General features: G+C 65.5%; 17 protein-coding genes. 6 read left to right on the top strand and 11 right to left on the bottom strand.

Going from position 1 to position 19,039, the window contains the following annotated elements; genetic code table 11:
- Positions 1 to 2: 2 nt before the first annotated feature.
- Positions 3 to 1,199, bottom strand: coding sequence for an efflux RND transporter periplasmic adaptor subunit (locus F4827_RS15355; protein ID WP_260175230.1), 1,197 nt, complete (start codon positions 1,197 to 1,199; stop codon positions 3 to 5).
- A gap of 870 nt (positions 1,200 to 2,069) precedes the next feature.
- On the opposite strand from F4827_RS15355, the gene F4827_RS15350 reads away from it, so the two are divergent.
- Both F4827_RS15350 and F4827_RS15345 read left to right on the top strand, forming a co-directional pair.
- On the top strand, positions 2,070 to 2,771 hold the full coding sequence (locus F4827_RS15350; RefSeq protein ID WP_183724788.1) for a response regulator: 702 nt from the start codon (positions 2,070 to 2,072) through the stop codon (positions 2,769 to 2,771).
- Entirely contained in the window at positions 2,768 to 3,841 is a 1,074-nt protein-coding gene (locus F4827_RS15345; RefSeq protein ID WP_311673526.1) for an ATP-binding protein, read from the top strand. The genes F4827_RS15350 and F4827_RS15345 overlap by 4 nt, the downstream gene beginning before the upstream one ends.
- A 36-nt stretch (positions 3,842 to 3,877) precedes the next feature.
- On the opposite strand, the gene dbpA is transcribed toward F4827_RS15345, so the two are convergent.
- The 3 genes from dbpA to F4827_RS15330 form a co-directional block, all read right to left on the bottom strand.
- Entirely contained in the window at positions 3,878 to 5,275 is a 1,398-nt protein-coding gene (gene dbpA, locus F4827_RS15340) for an ATP-dependent RNA helicase DbpA (RefSeq protein ID WP_183724787.1), read from the bottom strand.
- Between the two features lie 167 nt (positions 5,276 to 5,442).
- Positions 5,443 to 7,029: a Na+/H+ antiporter gene (locus F4827_RS15335; RefSeq protein WP_183724786.1), complete on the bottom strand. Its 1,587-nt coding sequence runs from the start codon at positions 7,027 to 7,029 to the stop codon at positions 5,443 to 5,445.
- 58 nt (positions 7,030 to 7,087) lie between these two features.
- On the bottom strand, positions 7,088 to 7,756 hold the full coding sequence (locus F4827_RS15330) for a DsbA family oxidoreductase (RefSeq protein WP_183724785.1): 669 nt from the start codon (positions 7,754 to 7,756) through the stop codon (positions 7,088 to 7,090).
- A 500-nt stretch (positions 7,757 to 8,256) separates the two neighbouring features.
- Between F4827_RS15330 and F4827_RS15325 the strand changes: the two genes are divergently transcribed.
- From F4827_RS15325 to F4827_RS15315, 3 genes are all read left to right on the top strand, one after another.
- On the top strand, positions 8,257 to 9,204 hold the full coding sequence (locus F4827_RS15325) for a LysR family transcriptional regulator (RefSeq protein ID WP_183724784.1): 948 nt from the start codon (positions 8,257 to 8,259) through the stop codon (positions 9,202 to 9,204).
- Positions 9,205 to 9,244: 40 nt separating this feature from the next.
- On the top strand, positions 9,245 to 10,342 hold the full coding sequence (locus F4827_RS15320) for a nitronate monooxygenase family protein (RefSeq protein WP_183724783.1): 1,098 nt from the start codon (positions 9,245 to 9,247) through the stop codon (positions 10,340 to 10,342).
- Between the two features lie 339 nt (positions 10,343 to 10,681).
- The gene (locus F4827_RS15315) at positions 10,682 to 12,157 is read left to right on the top strand and encodes a DNA-binding protein (RefSeq protein WP_183724782.1); all 1,476 of its coding nucleotides are present in this window, start codon (positions 10,682 to 10,684) and stop codon (positions 12,155 to 12,157) included.
- 82 nt (positions 12,158 to 12,239) lie between these two features.
- Here F4827_RS15315 and F4827_RS15310 read toward each other — a convergent pair whose 3' ends face one another.
- Complete coding sequence (locus tag F4827_RS15310) at positions 12,240 to 12,404, bottom strand: hypothetical protein (RefSeq protein WP_183724781.1); 165 nt, start codon at positions 12,402 to 12,404, stop codon at positions 12,240 to 12,242.
- A gap of 65 nt (positions 12,405 to 12,469) precedes the next feature.
- Between F4827_RS15310 and F4827_RS15305 the strand changes: the two genes are divergently transcribed.
- Entirely contained in the window at positions 12,470 to 13,792 is a 1,323-nt protein-coding gene (locus tag F4827_RS15305) for an MFS transporter (RefSeq protein WP_183724780.1), read from the top strand.
- Here the strand turns inward: F4827_RS15305 and F4827_RS15300 are convergent.
- From F4827_RS15300 to F4827_RS35305, 6 genes are all read right to left on the bottom strand, one after another.
- Complete coding sequence (locus F4827_RS15300) at positions 13,789 to 14,814, bottom strand: helix-turn-helix domain-containing protein (protein ID WP_183724779.1); 1,026 nt, start codon at positions 14,812 to 14,814, stop codon at positions 13,789 to 13,791. The two genes, F4827_RS15305 and F4827_RS15300, sit on opposite strands and share 4 nt — an antisense overlap.
- A 130-nt stretch (positions 14,815 to 14,944) precedes the next feature.
- Positions 14,945 to 15,928, bottom strand: coding sequence for an MDR family oxidoreductase (locus tag F4827_RS15295; RefSeq protein WP_183724778.1), 984 nt, complete (start codon positions 15,926 to 15,928; stop codon positions 14,945 to 14,947).
- Between the two features lie 52 nt (positions 15,929 to 15,980).
- Positions 15,981 to 16,631: a TetR/AcrR family transcriptional regulator gene (locus tag F4827_RS15290; protein ID WP_183724777.1), complete on the bottom strand. Its 651-nt coding sequence runs from the start codon at positions 16,629 to 16,631 to the stop codon at positions 15,981 to 15,983.
- Between the two features lie 263 nt (positions 16,632 to 16,894).
- The gene (locus F4827_RS15285) at positions 16,895 to 18,412 is read right to left on the bottom strand and encodes a glycosyltransferase family 39 protein (RefSeq protein ID WP_183724776.1); all 1,518 of its coding nucleotides are present in this window, start codon (positions 18,410 to 18,412) and stop codon (positions 16,895 to 16,897) included.
- 59 nt (positions 18,413 to 18,471) lie between these two features.
- Positions 18,472 to 18,864: a GtrA family protein gene (locus tag F4827_RS15280; RefSeq protein ID WP_183724775.1), complete on the bottom strand. Its 393-nt coding sequence runs from the start codon at positions 18,862 to 18,864 to the stop codon at positions 18,472 to 18,474.
- Positions 18,861 to 18,992 carry a hypothetical protein gene (locus F4827_RS35305; protein WP_260175229.1) on the bottom strand — a complete coding sequence of 44 codons (132 nt, stop codon included), beginning with the start codon at positions 18,990 to 18,992 and terminating at the stop codon, positions 18,861 to 18,863. Before F4827_RS35305 ends, F4827_RS15280 begins: the two co-directional genes overlap by 4 nt.
- Between the last annotated feature and the right edge of the window lie 47 nt (positions 18,993 to 19,039).

The raw sequence follows: 19,039 nt of genomic DNA, 5'->3' as shown, positions 1-19,039 counted from the left end.
GTTCAGCTCCTTTGCTGCGTGGTCTTTGCGGGGTCTTTGGCGTCTGCGGCCGCGCTATTGGGCTTTGCGGCAGGCAGTGCGCGGACCTTGCCGGTGGCGGCGTCGAGGATCACTTCGGTAGCGGCGACGGTGTCGCCCACGCGCGCCTGCTGGGTGCCTTCGACGATCAGCGCATCACCGTCGTGCAGACCTTGTGTAACGAGCCAGTCGTTGCCGTGCTCGCGCGCATTCGCGAGTTCGACTTCCTCGACCTTGCCGCTGCGCACGAGCAGCGCGGTGGCCTCGCCACGCGTATTGCGGCTCACGGCGCGTTGCGGCAGCAGGTACGCCTGCGGCACCGTACCTTCCTCGACGATGGCGCGCACGTACATGCCAGGCAGCAGCAACCGGCGCGGATTGGGCACCGTTGCGCGCAGCGTGTAAGTACCGGTGCCGCTGGCGACACTCGATTCGCCGAATTCGAGGCGGCCTTCAGGCGCATAGGTCGAGCCGTTTTCGAGCTTGAGCTTCACCGGCACGCTACCGTTGGTCGTCACGATGCGGCCAGGATCGACGGCCTCGCGCAGATTCAGCAGATTCGCGCTCGACTGCGTGAGATCGATATTGACGCGGTCGATCTGGTGGATCGTCGTGAGCGCGGTGCTCTGGCTTGCGCTGACGAGTGCACCGGGCGTGAGGGTGGAGCGGTCGATGCGGCCGGAGATGGGCGCGCGGATTGTCGTGCGATCCAGATCGATACGGGCGGTGTCTAGCGATGCTTTAGCGGAGGCGACGTTGGCGCGCGCCTGCGCGAGTGCATCGATCGCTTCTTCGTAGTCCTGACGGCTGATGGCGTTCTGCTTGATCAGCGTCTGGTTGCGGTCGGCTTTTGCCTGGGCGGACGGAATGGCGGCCTGGGCGCGCTGCAAGGCGGCTTCGGCGCTGTCTCGTGCGGCGCGGTAGCTGGCGGGATCGATCTGATAGAGCGGCTGGCCCGCTTTGACTTCGCCGCCTTCGGTGAAGAGCCGCTGCTGGATGATGCCGCCGACTTGCGGGCGGACCTCCGCTTCGAGGAAGGCGACGATGCGGCCTGGCAGTTCCGCTGTGACTGCGACGGGTTGAGGGTGCAGTTTGAGGACGCTGACTTGCGGCGTGGGGGCGGCTTGAGTCGCGTTGTTTTGGCTGCGGTTGCAGGCCGTGAGCGCCGTGATCGCTGTCATTGCTATCAGGGTCGCGACGGTTATCTGGAGCTTCGGTGTATTCATGTCTGCTGGAGGTATCTGGGCTGGCGGTATGGCAGAGCATGGAGCGTGAGGCTGCGTCGTTCGAGGACGATGGATTTTTTGTGGAGGTTTTGTTGAGGGCGCGGCTTGCGCGCGCTGAGTGGAGGCAACGAGGGCCCCCGGCAGGCAGGGTGCTCACCTTTGGTTTTTTGAGTGTTGGCGTTTCCTTGATTTGCTTTTGGTATGCCAGCGTTGCCCCTGTGCGGGGCGGCACTTACTTTCTTTGCCGCGGCAAAGAAAGGTAAGCAAAGAAAGCCGCTCAAACCGCTAAATTGACGCCGTCCACCACTCGCCCTTCAACGGAGTGGTAACTGGGCATTGCTCCCACCACGCGCCCAATATCGGAGTGACAAGGCAGTCATTCATCCCGTTGTTCGCTGCGCTCACGACGGTTCGGTATGCCAGGGAAAGCGCAAACCGAAGGTTTGCTGCTATGCCCCACGGGGCGCGCAGCGCCCCCGGGTGTGCGGGTGGTACCACTCTGTTATTGGGCGCGTGATGCGGGCGCTGCCCGGGCGCCACTCCGTTGTCAGGCGAGGGGTGTACCGCGAAGCACTGGCGGTGGTAGCGGCTTTCTTTTGCCTACTTTTCTTTGCCGCAGCAAAGAAAAGTAGGTGCCGCCCCGCACAGGGGCAACGCTAATAGACCGACACGCCAACAAGGAAATGCCAACAGGTCAATCTCCCGCAAAAAGAAAGCTCCCCCAACTGTTAAGCTATGATGGAGATTCGATGGAGAACATTGCCCGGCAGGCGACACAAGTTCACGATTCGCTATCCCCAAAGCCGCGCCCCACCGCGACTAACCATGAACGCGCTGATCCTGATCGCCGAAGACGAACCTGAAATCGCCGAGATTCTCGACGCCTACCTCAGCCGCGAAGGCTACCGCACCTATCAGGTCAACAACGGCCAGGCCGCGCTCGACGTACAGCCGCTGCTCAAACCCGACCTCGTGCTCCTCGACATCAAGATGCCTGGCAAGGACGGCTGGGAAGTGCTCGCCGAGCTGCGCCGCCGCGGCGATACGCCGGTGGTGATCGTCACCGCGCTCGATCAGGACATCGACCGGCTCCAGGGCCTGCGCATCGGCGCTGACGATTACGTCGTCAAGCCCTTCAATCCCGTCGAAGTGGTGGCGCGCATAGGCGCGGTCCTGCGCCGCACTGGCGTTGCGCGCGCTGAAAGCGTCCTGCGCGTCGGCCGCCTGGAAATCGATACCGAAAGCTACGTCGCCAGCGTGCGCGCAGCGGCCGATACGCCCGCAGCCGGAAACGTGCAACTCGCGCTCACGCTCACCGAATTCCGCGTGCTCACCCACATGGCCAAATGGCCCAACCGCGTATTCACGCGCGCCGAACTGATCGACGCCTGCCTGCCGGGCGGCGACGCGCTGGAGCGCACCGTCGATAGCCACGTGAGCAATCTGCGCAAGAAGCTCGACAAGGCCGGCGCCGCCGACATCATCACCGTCGTGCGCGGCGTGGGCTACCGGCTCGCCGCATCGTGAAGAAAGAGCGCGGGCGGCTTGGCCGCCAGATCGTCCTGTCGATGGGGCTGGTGTCGAGCATCACGATGCTGATCGCCTTCGTCGGTTCCATCGTGATCTATGGGCTGCTCTATCTTTTCGCGCCGCCTTCGGGTCCGCTGACGCCCGACGATCTCTTCATCCCCGATCCGCGCGACTATCTGATCTTCGCGATCCTGTTGCTGATCGGTCTCGTGGTCGCGGTGGTGATTGCCTCGCGGCTCGCGCGGCGCATTCTCGCGCCGCTCAATTCGCTGGCCGAAAGCGCGCGCCGCATCGCGGCAGGCGATCTCGAAGCGCGTGCGCTACCGGGCGACCGGTCGCTTGGCGAAACCGCGCATCTGGTCGACGATTTCAACGCCATGGCGGTGCGCCTGCAGCGCATGACCAGCGATATGACCGCCTGGAATGCCGCCATTGCACATGAACTGCGCACGCCGCTCACGATTCTGCGCGGTCGTCTGCAAGGCATGAAGGATGGCGTGTTCAAGCCCGATGAAGCGCAGATTCGCGGTCTGCTGTTTCAGGTCGAAGGGCTCACGCGGCTGGTCGACGATCTGCATATCGTCACGCTGCAGGATATCGGGCGTCTGGAAATGCGCATGGAGCCCACGCGTATCGACGTGGAAATCCGTCACGCCGTCGATTCGGTGAGCGATACGCTTCACGAAGCGGGCTTCGCGGTGGAAGTCGATCTCGCCGATGTGGTGGTGGCCTGCGATGGCGCCCGTATCCGCCAGGCGCTGCTCGCGCTGCTGGACAACGCGCGGCGTTATGCGGTGCCGGGCAGGCTGCGCATTGCGCTGGTGCTGCACGAAAGCACGTTCACGCTGGGCGTGGAGGACGACGGGCCGGGTCTCGCGCCGGAATTCGCGCAGCAGGTGTTCGAGCCATTCACGCGCGCCGATGCCTCGCGCTCGCGCAAGTTCGGCGGGTCGGGGCTGGGTTTGTCGGTGGTGCGCGCCATTGCGCTCGCACATGGCGGCCAGGCGGTCTACCGCCGTTCGGCGGTGGGCGGCTCGATTTTCGAACTGGTGTTGCCACGCGGCTGAGCTTCGGCCGAAGCGCCAGCCGCGTATAAAGCGCTTTTACTCTTCCATCAGGCGCGCCCGCACCTTCTTGCCCTTCACCTTGCCGGCGTTGAGCTTGCGCACCGCGCTTTTAGCGATGCTGCGTTCCACCGCCACATAGGTCGAGAACTCCGTCACGTTGATCTTGCCGATCTGCGCGCCCGTAAACCCGGCTTCGCCCGTGAGCGCGCCCAGCACATCGCCGGGGCGGATCTTTTCCTTCTTGCCGCCCAGAATCTGCACGGTTTCCATCGGCGGCAGCAGCGGTTCGTCGCTGGCGGGCGTCAGTTCTGCCACCGGATGCCATTCGACTTCGCGCTTGAGCGCCTGCTCGATGCCGCCCACGCGGCCCATTTCGTTCATGCTGGCCAGCGACAGCGCCCAGCCGTCCTGATCGGCGCGGCCCGTGCGGCCGATGCGGTGCACGTAGACCTCGGGGTCGGGCGTGACGTCGACGTTGATGACGGCTTCCAGTTGCGCGATATCGAGGCCGCGCGCGGCCACGTCGGTCGCTACCAGCACCGAGCAGCTACGGTTGGCGAACTGGATCAGCACCTGATCGCGGTCGCGCTGGTCGAGTTCGCCGTGCAACGCAAGTGCGTGAAAGCCCTGTGCGCGCAGCACGTCGAGCAGGTCACGGCACTGCTGCTTGGTGTTGCAGAATGCAATCGTGCTGACCGGGCGGAAATGGTTGAGCAACTGGCCGACCACATGGAGGCGGTCGTTTTCTTCCACTTCGTAGAAACGCTGGCGGATCTTGCTGTCGTCGTGACGCTCTTCGAGCTTCACTTCCTTCGGGTTGCGCAGGAACTGCTGGCTCAGCTTCGCGATGCCGTCGGGGTAGGTCGCCGAGAACAGCAGCGTCTGGCGCTCTTTCGGGCACTGGCGCGCGACTTTGGCGATGTCGTCGTGGAACCCCATGTCGAGCATGCGGTCCGCTTCGTCGAGCACCAGCGTGTTGAGCGCGTCGAGCGAGAGAATGCCGTGCTCCAGATGGTCCATGATGCGACCCGGCGTGCCGACGATGATGTGCGCGCCATGTTCGAGGCTGGCCGTCTGCGGTTTCATCGGCGTGCCGCCGCACAGCGTCAGTACCTTGACGTTTTCTTCGGCGCGCGCGAGGCGGCGGATTTCCGTGGCGACCTGGTCAGCCAGTTCGCGCGTGGGGCAGAGGATCATTGCCTGGACATCGAGGCGTCGCACGTCGAGCTTCGCGAGCAGCGCGAGCGAGAAGGCCGCGGTCTTGCCGCTGCCCGTCTTGGCCTGCGCGATGAGATCGTGACCGGCGAGCGCAATCGGCAGGCTGGCGGCCTGGATCGGCGTCATCTCGACATAGCCGAGCCGGTTGAGGTTTTCGAGCGTGGCGGGAGCGAGCGAAAGCGCGCTGAAGGGCTTAGCGGTGGGTGTATTCGTCATGCTGGGTCTCGCGCCCCGGAGGGGGCGGATGCCGCGTTGAGGCGGCAGGAATGGATCGGGCGGCGTTGATCCTGAGGATGCTCGCGCCGCGCGTGGCGCAATTTTAACGGATAAGGGCGGCCGCGCCGCCAGAATGCGTGCGCGCGGGGCGAAAACCTGGCTGCGCCCTAGCCGCGCGCGTGTTCGGCGCCGAGTTCTTCGAGGTCGAGATCGTGTTCGACTTCGTGCAGCATCTCGTCGCTGATCAGGCCTGCGCGGTGCATGCGCAGGATCTCAGCGCGGCCCGCGCGCACGGCGGCCAGCACCACATCGTAGTGCGCCGTGCGCACGTCCACGGGCAGGCTCGGCGCATGTTCGAACTGGCGCGCGAGCGCGGCGCGGTAGCTGTACTGCTCCAGCAGGCGCGGATGGATCACCGCGCCGTCCGGCCCGTGCACGAGCGGTTTGATGGTCTCGAACTGCACGGCCACGAGGCGCGCCCACACCTGCGGTTCGTTGAGATACGCCGCGCCGGCCTGGGCGTCCTGCAGCGGGCGCACGAGGCGGATCAGCGGGCCGATCGTCACGCCTTGCAGCAGCACCGTGAAGAGAATCACGGCGAACGCCGCGAACAGGATCAGGTCGCGTCCCGGCAGGCTTTCGGGCAGCGTGAGGGCGATCGCCAGCGTGACCACGCCGCGCATGCCGGCCCAACTGACCACGGCAGCGGCGCGGAAATCACCGCAGAGCACCCGGCGCGGCGCGAGGCGGTGCAGCACGGTGCGGATGCCTTCGAGCCCGAAAGTCCAGACGCAGCGCGAGAGCACCACGGCCGCGACCACGGCGAGCGTTGCGGGCCCCAGTTGCGCGAGCGCTTCGCCCGCGCCGCCCAAGCGCACGATCACGCCGCGCAGCGACAGCCCGATCAGCACGAACACCATCGCCTCCAGCACGAAGACCATCACTTGCCAGAACGCGGTGCCGCGCATGCGCACGCGTGCGCTCAGGACTTCGTGCTGATGCCAGCCCAGGTACATGCCGCAGGCGACCGTGGAAATCACGCTCGACACGCCCGCCATCTCCCCGGCGATATAGCTGAACCAGCCCGCGCAGACGGCGACCGTGATGATCAGATAGTCGTCTTCGAGCAGGCGCAGCAGATTGACGACGAGATAGCCGATCAGCCAGCCGATCGCGACGCCGCCCAGCGCGAGGCCCGCAAAGCTCAGCAGCGCGCCCGAGGCGCTGAACGCGCCCGTGAGCGCGGCGGCCACGGCGAAGCGGAACAGCACGAGGCCGGCGGCGTCGTTGAGCAGGCTTTCGCCTTCGAGCAGCACCATGATCCGGCGCGGCAGCGCGAGACGCTCCAGCACGGCGCGCGCGGCGACGGCGTCGGGCGGCGAGACCACCGCGCCCAGCGCAAAGCACACGGCCCACGGCAACGTGGGCGCGACCCAGTGCGCGACCAGACCAACGGCCCAGGTGGTAAACGCGACCGCGCCGATCGCGAACAGCAGGATCGGCGTGATATGGCGCTTGAAGTCGGCCCAGACGAAGAAGTAAGCGCCGTCCATCAGGAGCGGCGGCAGAAACACGATCAGCACCAGATCGGGATCGAGCACGACGGGCGGCAGGCCCGGCGCGAACGCCATTGCCGCGCCGCCGACCAGCAGCGCGGCGGCGGGCGGCAGACGCAGCCGCCGCGCCAGCAGTTCCAGCGCGACGATGGCGATGAGCGACAGCAGGACGAGTTTGAAAGCCGAGACGGCGGACATGGTGGTTTCCCGGAATTCTTCTGTTTTTCGCCAGTCGGGGCTTGTGTCGCGCGCTCCCTTAACCTTCCTGCTGCGGTTCCGCCAGAATCTGACGAATCGCGTTTTCGAACGTCTCGACCGGTTGGCCGCCGCTGATCAGATATTGCTGGTTGAAGACGATGGCAGGCACTGACTGGATGCCCATCTGCTGCACCTGCGCTTCTTCGGCGCGCACTTCGTCGGCGTAAGCGCCGCTTTCCAGCACCTTGCGGGCGGCGTCGCCGTCCAGACCGGCCGATTGGGCGGCCTGCACCAGCACGTCGCGCTCGCTTACGTCCTGGCAATCGCCGTGATAGGCGCGCAGCAGCGCGAGCTTGAGCGCGAGTTGCTGGCCTGGCTGGCCTTCAAGACCGGCCCAGTGCAGCAGACGATGTGCGTCGAAAGTGTTGTAGACGCGCGTGCGCGGGCCGAACGTAAAGCCCACGCTCGCGCCGCGCTCGCTGATCGCTTGCTGGGTTTCGGCGATCTGCTCGGGCGTGCGGCCATATTTCTTGCCGAGATAGTCGACCAGCGACGCGCCGCCAGCTGGCATATCGGGGCTGAGTTCGAAGGGATGCACGGTGATGCGGGCATCGACGGCATCGCCCAGGTTTTCGACTGCACGCAGCAGCGAAGAAAGCCCGATCGCACACCACGGGCAGGCGATATCGGAGATGAAATCGATTTGAAGCGGGGCGGCTTGAGTCATGAACGTTCCGTAAAAGGGGGCGCTGCGCGATGCAGCGCGAATCCGCCGATTCTCTCATGCCGCTGTGAAGCGCGCGGTTAGCGGGGTGGCGGGGCGGTCAGGGTGGTCAGGACGGTCAGGGCGGTTGGGCAGCGTCAAGCCCGGTTCGGCAAGCCGTGTTTCGATAAACATTCAGGTTTCCTCTATTTATTGAGCTACGTGACAAGCGCGGGCACGCATTGATGCTTATTCCGCCGTGTAACAAGTCATGTGCAACGGTCTGTGTTTATCGGCTCGCGCGTTGCCCTTAAAGTGCGCTTCATGAACGGCGCCCGGGACGCGCCGTCAGAACCCGAGGCTCGGCTATCATCATGACGCGCGTGTTTAGTTCGATCGCTTCTGCCGGCTGTTCTGTGGATATTGATGCCGAGATTGCTGCCCTCGCCGACAAAGCCGCTCAATACGGTGAAGACGCTCAAGACGATCAGGCGCATCAACCGATGTCACGGCCGGAATCCCCTATGCAACGCAACTTCGACGATTTGTTACTGGGCAGCATCGAGCTGTTTTGCCTTGCCGCCGAACTGGGCAGCTTCACGCTGGCCGCCACCCAGGCGAGCGTGACGCCCGCCGCCGTGAGCCGTTCGGTCGCGCGCCTGGAGGCGCGCCTCGGCGCCCGTTTGTTCGTGCGCACCACGCGCCAGATCCGCCTCACCGATCCCGGGCGGCGCTACTTCGAGCAATGCCGCGAAGCGCTTGCGCAACTGCTGGACGCCGAGCGCGAAGTCACCGGTCAGCAGTCCACCCCGGCGGGCGTGCTGCGCATCAGCATGCCAACGCCTTACGGCCACTATCGCGTGCTGCCCTTGCTAGCCGCGTTTCGAGCCCAGTATCCGCAGGTGGAAGTGCAAACGCACCTGAGCAACCGCAATATCGATTTCGCCGACGAGGGCTTCGATCTCGCCATTCGCGGCCGTGCGCCCGACGATTCCAACCTGGTGGCGCGCAAGCTCGAAGACGCGGAACTGGTGATCGTCGGCAGCGCCGCGTATCTGAAGCGCGTGGGCAAACCGCGCAGCATCGAAGATCTGCAAGGCCACGATTGCATTCAGTTCGAACTGCCAAGCAGTGGCCGCAATATTCCGTGGCTTTTCGCCGAAGGGGACAGCGAACTCGAATTGGCCACCCAGGGCGGCTATGGCACGTCGGGCGATGTGCTGGCGGGCGTCACGCTCGCGCGCCATGGCGCGGGGCTGTTCCAGACCTACCGTTTCATCGTCGCGGAAGACCTTGCCGCCGGGCGGCTCGTGGAAGTGCTGCCCGAGAAGGGCGGCCGTTCGCGGCCGTTCTTTTTGCTGTATCCGCATGGACGTTATCTGTCGTCGCGCGTGCGGGTCTTCGTCGATTTTCTGGTCGATCAACTCGGGCCGACACCGCTCGGCGCGAAGCCTAAAAAGCGCACTCGCTGACATCCCGGCCGTTGCGCGCCCACTCCATTGAGGTGTTTCCATGAACGCATCCCGTATCCGCCTGCTCGACAAGCTCCAGATGACCCTGCCGATCGTGCAGGCGCCGATGGCAGGCGTAAGCACGCCCGCACTGGCCGCGGCGGTCTCGAATGAAGGCGGCCTTGGGTCGCTGGGCATCGGCGCAATGAACGTGGAAACCGCGCGCAAGACGCTACGCGAAACCCGCGCGCTGACGGCGCGTCCCTTCAACGTCAATGTGTTCTGCCACCGGCCCGCGCGTCTCGATGCCGAGATCGACCGCCACTGGACCGAATGGCTCGCGCCGCGTTTCGCGCAGTTCGGCGCGCAGCCGCCCGGGTCGCTCAAGGAGATTTACGTGAGCTTCGTGGAAGATGCCGCGATGCTGGCCATGCTGATCGAGGAGCGCCCGGCGGTCGTGAGCTTCCATTTCGGACTGCCGCCGCAAGCGGCCATCGAGGCGCTGCGGGCGGCGGGCATTCTGCTGTTCTCGACCGCCACCAACGTGGACGAAGCGGCGCAGGCCGTGGCGGCGGGCGTGGACGTGCTGGTCGCGCAGGGCATCGAGGGCGGCGGCCATCGCGGGGTGTTCGACCCCGACGCGCGCGACCCGCTGCTCGGCACCTTCGCGCTCACGCGGCTGCTGGCGACCCAATTCGACTTACCGGTGATCGCGGCGGGCGGCATCATGGACGGCGCGGGCATCGCAGCGGCGCTCGCGCTGGGCGCGCAGGCCGCCCAGTTGGGCACCGCCTTCGTCGCCAGCACGGAAACCGCGATCGACGACGGCTACCGCCGCGCGCTGCTGGGCGAGGGGGCGCGCGAGACCACGTTCACCTCGGCGATTTCGGGGCGCCCGGCGCGCAGCCTCGTGAACCGCTTCACCGAACTGGGCGAGGCGGCGGACAAGCCCGCGGTGCCGGCGTATCCGGTTGCCTACGATGCGGGCAAGGCGCTGCACGCGGCCGCGAAGGCGCATGGCGAGTTCGGCTATGGCGCGCAATGGGCCGGGCAGGCCGCGCCGCTTGCGCGCGCCTTGCCCGCCGCCGAGCTGGTGCGCACGCTGCATCAGGAAACCTTGGCAGCGCTGGCCGACGTGCGCAAGCGGCTTGAAGAGTGACGCAAAGGGTGGCGCGGACGCTAGAATTCCGGGTCTATCAGGCTGGCGGGGATCGGGAGAACAGGGAAAACGGGGAAAACGGGGGGTATGGGTTGCCTCGAAACAAGATGTGACCCTGATATAGAGCGTATCGGCGGCAGCGGCTCCGGCAGCGGCTGCATCCGGTTTCAAACTTGCGCCCATCTCGCGAATAGCTCCCTGTAAACCCGGCTTTTCGGTCGATCAAGCGCAACGCGCTTCCCCGACAATCTGTCGTATTGCGCGGTCACACTGCGCTCGCTCCAACCACTGATCGACGAAAGGTCTTCGTCACCCTACTTACGCGTTATTGAGGCGGATATGTCTAGCAACAACATTGCGATCACCGATGAACTCGTTGCTGAAATCGCGGACCGCATGGCCGAGGAAGGCCAGCCGGTGTCGCCCGTGGCCATCTGGTCGGAAGTGCATACCGGGTCGGTCGTGTCGGTCGCCGCATCGCTGCGCAAATGGCGCGAAGCGCGCGCACCGCGCCCGCCGCAGGTCGTCGAGCGTCCCCCTCTGCCCGAAACCGTGACCGATACGATGCGCGACGCGCTCGACCGCCTGTGGACCTCGGCGCAGGACGAAGCCGAGCGCGCCGTGGCTCGCCGCCTGAGCGTCATGCGCCAGCGCGTGGACGACGCATCGAGCGAACGCGACGACGCGCTCGCGGAACTGCAGAATACGGTGCAGGAACTGGACACGCTGCAAGGTCAGCTGGACCGCGTGACGACCGCCTACGAGGCCAAGGTCGACGTGGTGGCCGGTCTGGAAGAGGACATTGCCCTCGCGGTGCAGCGCACCGACGCCGCCGAAAAGCGCGTGCAGGAACTCGCCGATCGCGTCGCGGCACTCGAAGCCGAGCTGGAAACGGCGATGGCCGAACTGAGCGCCGAACGTGAAGCGCGCGCGGCAGCCGAAGCGAATATTGCGGCCGCACCGCAGGTCTCGCAGGAAGAGACGGTGGCGCAAGAGCCCGCAGCCGTCGAGGCAATTGAAGGGGTTGAGGCGGTTGAGGCGGTTGAGCCGATTGAAGCTGTCGAAGCGGTCGAGGGCGTCGAGAGCGTCGATCACGAAGCGCAACGCGCCGAACTGGAAGCCGCGCATTCGGAAGCCGTTGCCCGCCTTGAAAGCGAAGTGGAAGCCATCCGCGCCGCACTGCAGGCCGAGCAGGAAGCACACGCAGCGCAGCGCGAAGAAGTGAACGGCGCGAAGGCTGCGCGTGACGCCGCTGCATCCGAACTGCGCAACGTGCAGGCGCAGTTGGCGGCTCTCGCCGACGAGCGCGACGCCGGCGCGAACGAAATCGCCCGCCTCTCGGCCAGCCTGACGCAAGTGCAGGAGCACGCCGCCGAACTCGCCCAGAGCGTGGCCGCGAGCCAGACGAAGCAAAGCGAAGAGCAGTCCGCAGCGATTCACGTCGACGAAGAAGCGCTCGAAGCGCTCAAGGCGCAGCTCGCGCTGGAAGCGCAGACGCATGCCGCCGCGCTCGCCGAAGCGCACGACAATCTGAAGAAGTGGTCCGACTACGCGAACGGCCTGAAGCAGCAACTGGTGCAGGCCAACGAGCAGATGATGCTCGTGCATGCACGCGGCGTGGGCGAAGCGTCGCTGAGCCGCCGCCTGGCTGCGGAACTCGCCGAGCTGAACCCGGAAAACGAACTGCTGCGCAAGGAATCGCAGCAGCGCGTGATCGTCGAAACCATGAGCGCGCAGCTTGCTCAGCAGGGCTATCACTACGATATCGCCACCGGCGCGGTGACGAAGCTGAGCACGGAAACCGCATCGGCTTGATGGGGGTTCCGGGCTGAACGGGTGCGTTGAAGACCGGATACGCAAAAGACGCGCGGCGTGGGTGAGCCGCGCGTTTTTGCTTTTAGCTGCGAGTCAAATGCGCCTCGTGCAGCGCTGCGGGGCCCGAAGTTGCCGACAATCCGTCGTTCAGCGTCTTCTTGAACGAGGCGAGATCCTGAATATCGGCTTCGCTCAGCGGGCCGCGATGATGATCGCCTCGAACAGCGGGTTCTTCCAGCGGCGGCACGCGTGGTATCGTGCAACGCTGCGCGGTCCGACGCGACCGCTGAATCACCGGTATTTCTGAAAAGCATGCTCACGCCACTTTCCTCGCCGCGCGAACAACCTGCGGGCAATCAGCAGGATGGCAACAACCTGAACGAGCGCCGCGAATTGATTAAAACCGTGGTCGCGTCATCGCTGGTGACGGCTCTGGAAATGTTCGATTTCACCGTCTTCGGATTCTTCGCGGTGATGATCGGCGATCAGTTTTTTCCGGCGGGTGATCCGCTGATTTCGCTGCTCTGGGGCGTCGGCACCTTTGGGGTGGGCTTTTTGATGCGGCCGGTCGGCGCGATGATGATCGGCGCCTACGCCGACCGCAAGGGCCGCCGCGCGGCGCTCACGCGCACCACCTGGTTGATGGCGCTGGGCACGGCGGCGCTGGCGCTCTGTCCGCCGTATGCCAGTATTGGCGTGCTTGCGCCGTTCGTGATCATCGTGGCGAGATCGTTGCAAGGCTTTGCGGTGGGCGGCGATATCGGCGTGGCTTCGGCTTTTGTGCTGGAGGCCGGCCCGGCTGCGCGCCGCGGCTCCCGCGTGAGCTGGCAGCCCGCGAGCCAGGGCGCGGCCGCGCTGCTGGGCGCAAGCCTGGGAATCCTGATTATCCATACGCTGCCGCCAGTTGCGTTGGCGTCGTGGGGCTGGCGTATTCCGTTTGTGGTGGGCCTGTTGATCGCGCCGCTTGGCCTCTATGTGCGGCGGCGGCTTCGCGATGTGCCGATGCCGCAGCGAGCGGCGCAAGATGCCGGCATGCCGCTGCGCGAATTGTTCCGCGACCACGGCAACACAATCGTGCTGGGGATGCTGATGATGATGGGGCAGACCATCCCGGTCTATTCGATCGTCTATTTCATGCCGAGCTACGCGATGCGCGTGATGCATCTGCCTGCGCTGACGGGCTATCTGGCATCGGCCTCGTCGGCGTTTCTGTTGATGGTGATTCCGCCGCTGGCGGGGCGTCTGCTCGACCAGCTGCCGCGCCGCAAGCCGGTTGCGCTGGTGGCGTCGGGCTGCACGACGCTGCTGGTTTTGCCGGCCTTTGTGCTGGCGACCCGCGCTACCCATGCGCTGCCGATCATCGCCGGCGCGGCGCTCGTGAGCTTGACGATGGCGTTCAGCGCGGTCGCGATCGCGCTGCTGGTGCTGGAGGCCTTGCCCGCGCGGGTGCGGGCGAGCGGCATGGCGGTCGCACAGGCGTTCAACGTCGCACTGTTCGGCGGGACCGCCCAGTTCATCGTGACGGGCTTGATCAAATGGACCGGCGATCCGCTCTCGGCGGCCTGGTATGTGGCGCCCGCGTGCGCGACCAGTTTCTGCGCGATCGTGCTGTTCAGGGAGCGACGCGGCAGCTAGGCCGCCATTCTCCGGCCCACCAGCGCCCGGTAATCCAGCGGCGCCATATCGAAGGCGCGCCGGAACGCGCGTGTGAAATCGGATGCGCTTTTGAAGCCCAGCCCGTAAGCGATTTCGACGACAGCAAGATGCGGATGCCGGATCAGGTCGTCGGCGGCACGGCGCAGGCGTTGCTGGCGGATATAGGCATTCACGCCGCCCTCGTGCTGGAACAGCCGATAAAGCGTCGGACGCGGGAATTCGAAGGCGGCCAGCACGCTTTCAGGGGATAGTTCATCGTCGGTCAGATGCGCCTGAATATAGCGCCGGATCTGGCCGAACATGGCCGCCCGCGCCGCTGCGCGCGCATCGCCGCTCAAGCGCGCCTGGCGTCCGAAGGCGGCAACCGTCAGCCTTCCTGCCGCGCGGATCGCCTCGTCGGCTTCCAGTGCGTTCATCGAGCCGATGGTCTGGCCGAGCGTCGCAACGTGGTCGAGTATCAGCTGTTCGAGCGGCAGCGAACCATCGAGCGTGCGCCCGTGGATGGCCTCTGGATCGGGGAAAACTTCCTGCACCAGCGTGGCCGGCACGAAAAACGAGATCAGCCGGCATGCCTGCCGTTGCATGCGAAAGGGCTGATTCATATCCAGCGCGAGGATACGGGCGCGTGCTTCGGAGCCGTCGCGGGCTGCCGGCGACGTGGCGCGCACGCGAACGTTGTCGGCGCTACCTTCCATGAACACCTGAAAAACGAAGTCGCGCACCCGGTCCGTCGAGATGCGGGCCAGCGAGCGGTCGAGCAGCATCGCATCCGAGCGGCAATCGGTCATTACCAGATCGCCCACCTGAAAGCGGTCGATCGCAGCCTGAAACGGCCGTTCCAGATCGGCGCGCGAGGGCAGTACGTCGACCATATGCCCGACCCGGTCCCGCCAGGCGAGCAGCCGCCGTTGCGGTGCTTCACCCGCCACGCTGAAGCGGCTATGGACGATGTCGCGCGCCGGCCGGGCGAGCACATCGAGCGAAGGGACGCGTGAGTTCATGCAAAAAAGTGCTGTGCTGGAGTCGACGCCTTGGCAATGTAGCTGAAATTCCCGTTCCGGTGTTTTTTCAAAAAACGGGCCGAGGCGAATTTCAGACACCGACGTACGCGAATACGCGATAAAGCCGCGCTCAGCGATTGACATCGACGACAATGCGCCCGCGCACACGGCCTTCCAGCAGTTCGTGCGCGGCAGGAATCGCCGCTTCCAGGCCGATTTCCGTCGTGATGGTGTCGAGCGTGGCCAGCTCCAGCGTATCGGCCAGCGCTCGCCACGCCTGCTGACGTTCCGCGAACGGGCGCGTCACGCTGTTGATGCCCAGCAGGCTCACGCCGCGCAGGATGAAAGGCGCGACGGTGGCCGGAAAATCCATGCCCTGGGCGAGGCCGCAGGCGGCAACGGCGCCGTCCGCGCGCAGGCTGGCGCACACGTTGGCGAGCGTATGAGAGCCGATCGAATCGATGGCCGCCGCCCAGCGCTCCTTCTGCAAGGGCTTGCCGGGCGTGCCGAGCGTGGCGCGGTCGATCACCTCGGCAGCGCCCAGCTCCTGCAGCCAGGCGGATTCCTGCAGCTTGCCTGTCGACGCCACCACGCGATAGCCGCGCCGCGCGAGCAGCGTAATCGCAAAACTGCCGACGCCGCCGCTTGCGCCCGTCACCAGCACGTCACCATGACTCGCGCCGATGCCATGGCGCTCCAGCGCGAGAATGCAGAGCATCGCCGTGTAACCTGCCGTGCCGATGGCCATCGTCTGCCGCGCCGTCAAACCCTTCGGCAACGGGATGAGCCAGTCTGCGCGCACACGCGCCTTTTGCGCCAGGCCGCCCCAGTGCTGCTCGCCGACACCCCAGCCGTTGAGCACGACCGCATCGCCCACGGCATAACGCGGATCGGCGCTTTGCGCGACCGTGCCCGCGAAATCGATGCCCGGCACCATCGGAAAGCTGCGTACCACGGGGCCTTTGCCCGTAATCGCGAGACCATCCTTATAGTTCAGCGTGCTGTATTGCACATCGACTAGCACATCGCCATCAGGCAGACGCGCTTCGTCGATATTGCCGACACGGGCCGAATATGTTTCGGATTCCTTTTCGATCAGAATGCCTTTGAACATGATGATTGCCTCGCTGTTGATGCGACGATGAGTGTGTGGGGTTTTGGGTGATCTATTGCGCCGATGCTGCAGAGCCGAGCCCGGCGACGAATCCCTGGAAGAAGGTCTGCAAGGGCGCGGCGTCGCGAACGACACGCGCGCGCAACACCGCGCCTTCCCAGCCGATCCAGAAAAACGCGGCCAGCGCGTCGAGATCGGCGTTCTGCGCGATGCGGCCTTCTTGCTGCGCTTCGCCAAGACAGGCGCGTACGCGTGTCTGCCAACCTTGTAGCGCGTCTTCGAGCCGTATGCGGTAGTCATCGGGCAGGACGCCCACTTCCAGTCCCAGATTGCCGACGAGGCAGCCGCGTGTGTAGTCGTAGCGCGCCATGCCGGTTTTGGCGTTGTCGACGAAAGCGGCCAGGCGCTCCAGCGCGGGCCGCGTGTCATCCAGCAGCCAGCGGTCGAGCATCGCGCAGAAATAGGCGTCGTAGGCGTCCATCAGCGCCCGGCCGAAGGCTTCCTTGCTGTCGAAGTAGTGATAGAAGGAGCCCTTGGGGATGCCGGCAAGCTTGAGCACGCTGTCGAGACCCGTGGCGGCGAAACCCTGGCTTGTCAGCAATTCCAGACCGGCGCGGATCAGCGTTTCGCGCGTATCGCCATGCGCGCGCGGATCTTTGGGCGGACGGCCGCGACGCGGCTTCGAGGTGGAGATCGTGTCCATCGCAGCGATATTAGACCGATCGTTTCTAAAAATCAATGGGGCGGGGTTTCAGGGAATTCCACGGCACTGAGATCCACATGATTTCGTGTCGCCCCCATGACTGACGCGATGGAAAGCACTGCGTTTTCAACTCAAGCGCGCGAGCTAGCCGCAAAGGCCGTGCGTTGCGGCGCTGGTGACGTGGGTCACGCTGCGCATGCGTGGGAGACCGCCCACAAAAACAAAAAGCCGCCCGGAACCCCTATCCCGAACGGCCTCACCCATCAACTCTGCGGCGCCACCACAAAAAACACATAATCGCGCGCCGCAAGCTCGCGTCCCCACGCGTGCTTGTGCACGCTAACAGGCAGCGGCTGTTCTCCGCTGATCCAGCGCGCCTGCACGATGCAGCGCACGTCGTCCACAGGGCAGACGAACAGGGCGCCGCGCCGGTCGAGGCCCGCGAGGTGCAGCCACGGCGTCGTTTGTGGCTCGCCCATATTCCAGTACTGCGTCTGCCCGCGGCTGTAAAACGCCACCGACTGCGCTTCATGCGCCGACCCCGCCACCGCCGGCACATCGCGCCCGAAGCGCTGGTTCCACATGCCTTGCGCCGCCGCTGCGAGTTCCGCGCGCGGCTCGGCGGCTTCGTCGCTGTTGTGGCGCGCGCCCAGATAGCCAATCGTCGCCGTGACCGCGAGCACGATGAGCCAGTAGCCGCCCAGCATGCGCACCGCACGCGCCGGCACCAGCGCGATACCCGCGCGATAGAGCACGGCGAGCCACAGCGGCGCAACGGCGAACCACTGCGCCATCCCCCAGACCGACGCCATCTGCGTGCGCGCGGCGCAGGCGATCAGGCCGACGGCGAATAGCGGACCCAGCGTGAGCCACCACAGGTCCGGATTGAGCGAGGGCTTCAGCACGCTGGCGGCCATCAGCCTGGCCGCTTCGCCGCGCCGCTCGCGCACCATCAGCAGCATGGCGACGAAGCTCAACGCGAGATAGCCGATCTGCGCAAGCGTGTAGATGCCGAAGCGTCCCAGCGCTGCGCCGATCGAGCCGCCCGTGCGTTTATCGGCGTAAGCGAAGGTCGGGAAATGATTGACCACGAGCCAGTGCACATGCGGTGCGAGCGCGGCTGCGAAAGCCAGTGCGACCAGCAGCGTGCGGCGCTCGAACAGGCGCGCGCGCCATGCCGGGCGGGCAAGCGTTGCGAAAACCAGCGCGGCCAGCAATACCACCGAGAAGTATTTTCCCAGCACCGCCGCCGCTGCCAATACGCCCAGTGCGAGCGCAGCGCGCGCTTCGCGCTTCTGCATGTAGCGTACGAAAAAGTATGCCGTCCACGGCCAGATCGAAAGCAGCACCGAATTCGCATTGAACTTGATCGCGAGATTCGAGTAGAGCGGCGAAACCGCCATCGCCACGCCCGCGAGCAGCGCCAGACGACGCGGCACGAAGCGCCCGGCCAGCGCGACGATGCCGAACAGTCCCGCCATCGCGTTGAGCGACGACAGCGCGAAATAGGCGATGTCCGTGTGCGGAAACACGCGGAACCAGCCGGCCGTGATCCACGCGAACAGCGGCGGATGCTTGGCGTAGCCGGCTTGCCATTCGATCCCCCAGACGTAGTTCTCGACCATGTCGCCAGGCGTATCGAGATTGCTGCGCGAAAGCCACGCAGCGAGGGTCCAGACGATGGCGTGCAAAGGCAGCAGCCACAGCAGTTTGCCGGTCTCGTTGGACTCGCGCAGGTTCGAGGCCGCAAGCGGCGGCTGGAGGGTAGTGGTCTGTGACATCGGTGATTCGTTCTACGTGACGGGATGCCTGGCGTGCCGTGGAATGCCGGACGCTGCGCTCAGGCGCGGCGGGTCTGAAAGGTCCAGAGCGAATTGGCGCTATAAGTGAGGATCAGCACGCAGGCCGTGGTGATGCATTGGGCCAGCAGCCACGCGGTCGCGAAGCGGTGGATCAGCAGGTACATGAGCGCGCTGTTGACGGCCACGCCCACCGCCGCGACGGCGAAAAAGCGCGGCGCGGCTTCGCGGTGCGAGCGCGTGGCGCGAAAGGTCAGGCGATAGTTCAGCACGTAGTTGACGATGGCCCCGGCAATCGCGCCGATCGCCGAAGCCACCACGGCCCCGCATGCGTGCACCAGCACCAGTGTGCTGAGCACACCGTACTGCACCGCGGTACCGGCGGCGCCCACGCAGGCATAACCCGCAAAGCGCCGGATCTGGGCGAACTTCATGCGGCGCGCTTGCCGGACTGATTACCGGTTTGATGGTAGAGCGGCCCGCTCGTCATGCGCGGCGCGCGATTGCCTTGAAGCGGCATGGCGCGCGAGCGGCGCGGACATGCGAAGGTATCGTGGTTCACTTTTTTCTCGGGCAGGGTCGGACGCCCTTTTTCGGGTGGTCCGCCGC

Origin of the sequence: Paraburkholderia bannensis, assembly GCF_014200455.1 — a bacterium.
Taxonomy (GTDB): Bacteria; Pseudomonadota; Gammaproteobacteria; order Burkholderiales; family Burkholderiaceae; genus Paraburkholderia; species Paraburkholderia bannensis_A.
This window is presented reverse-complemented; position numbering and strand designations above follow the sequence as displayed.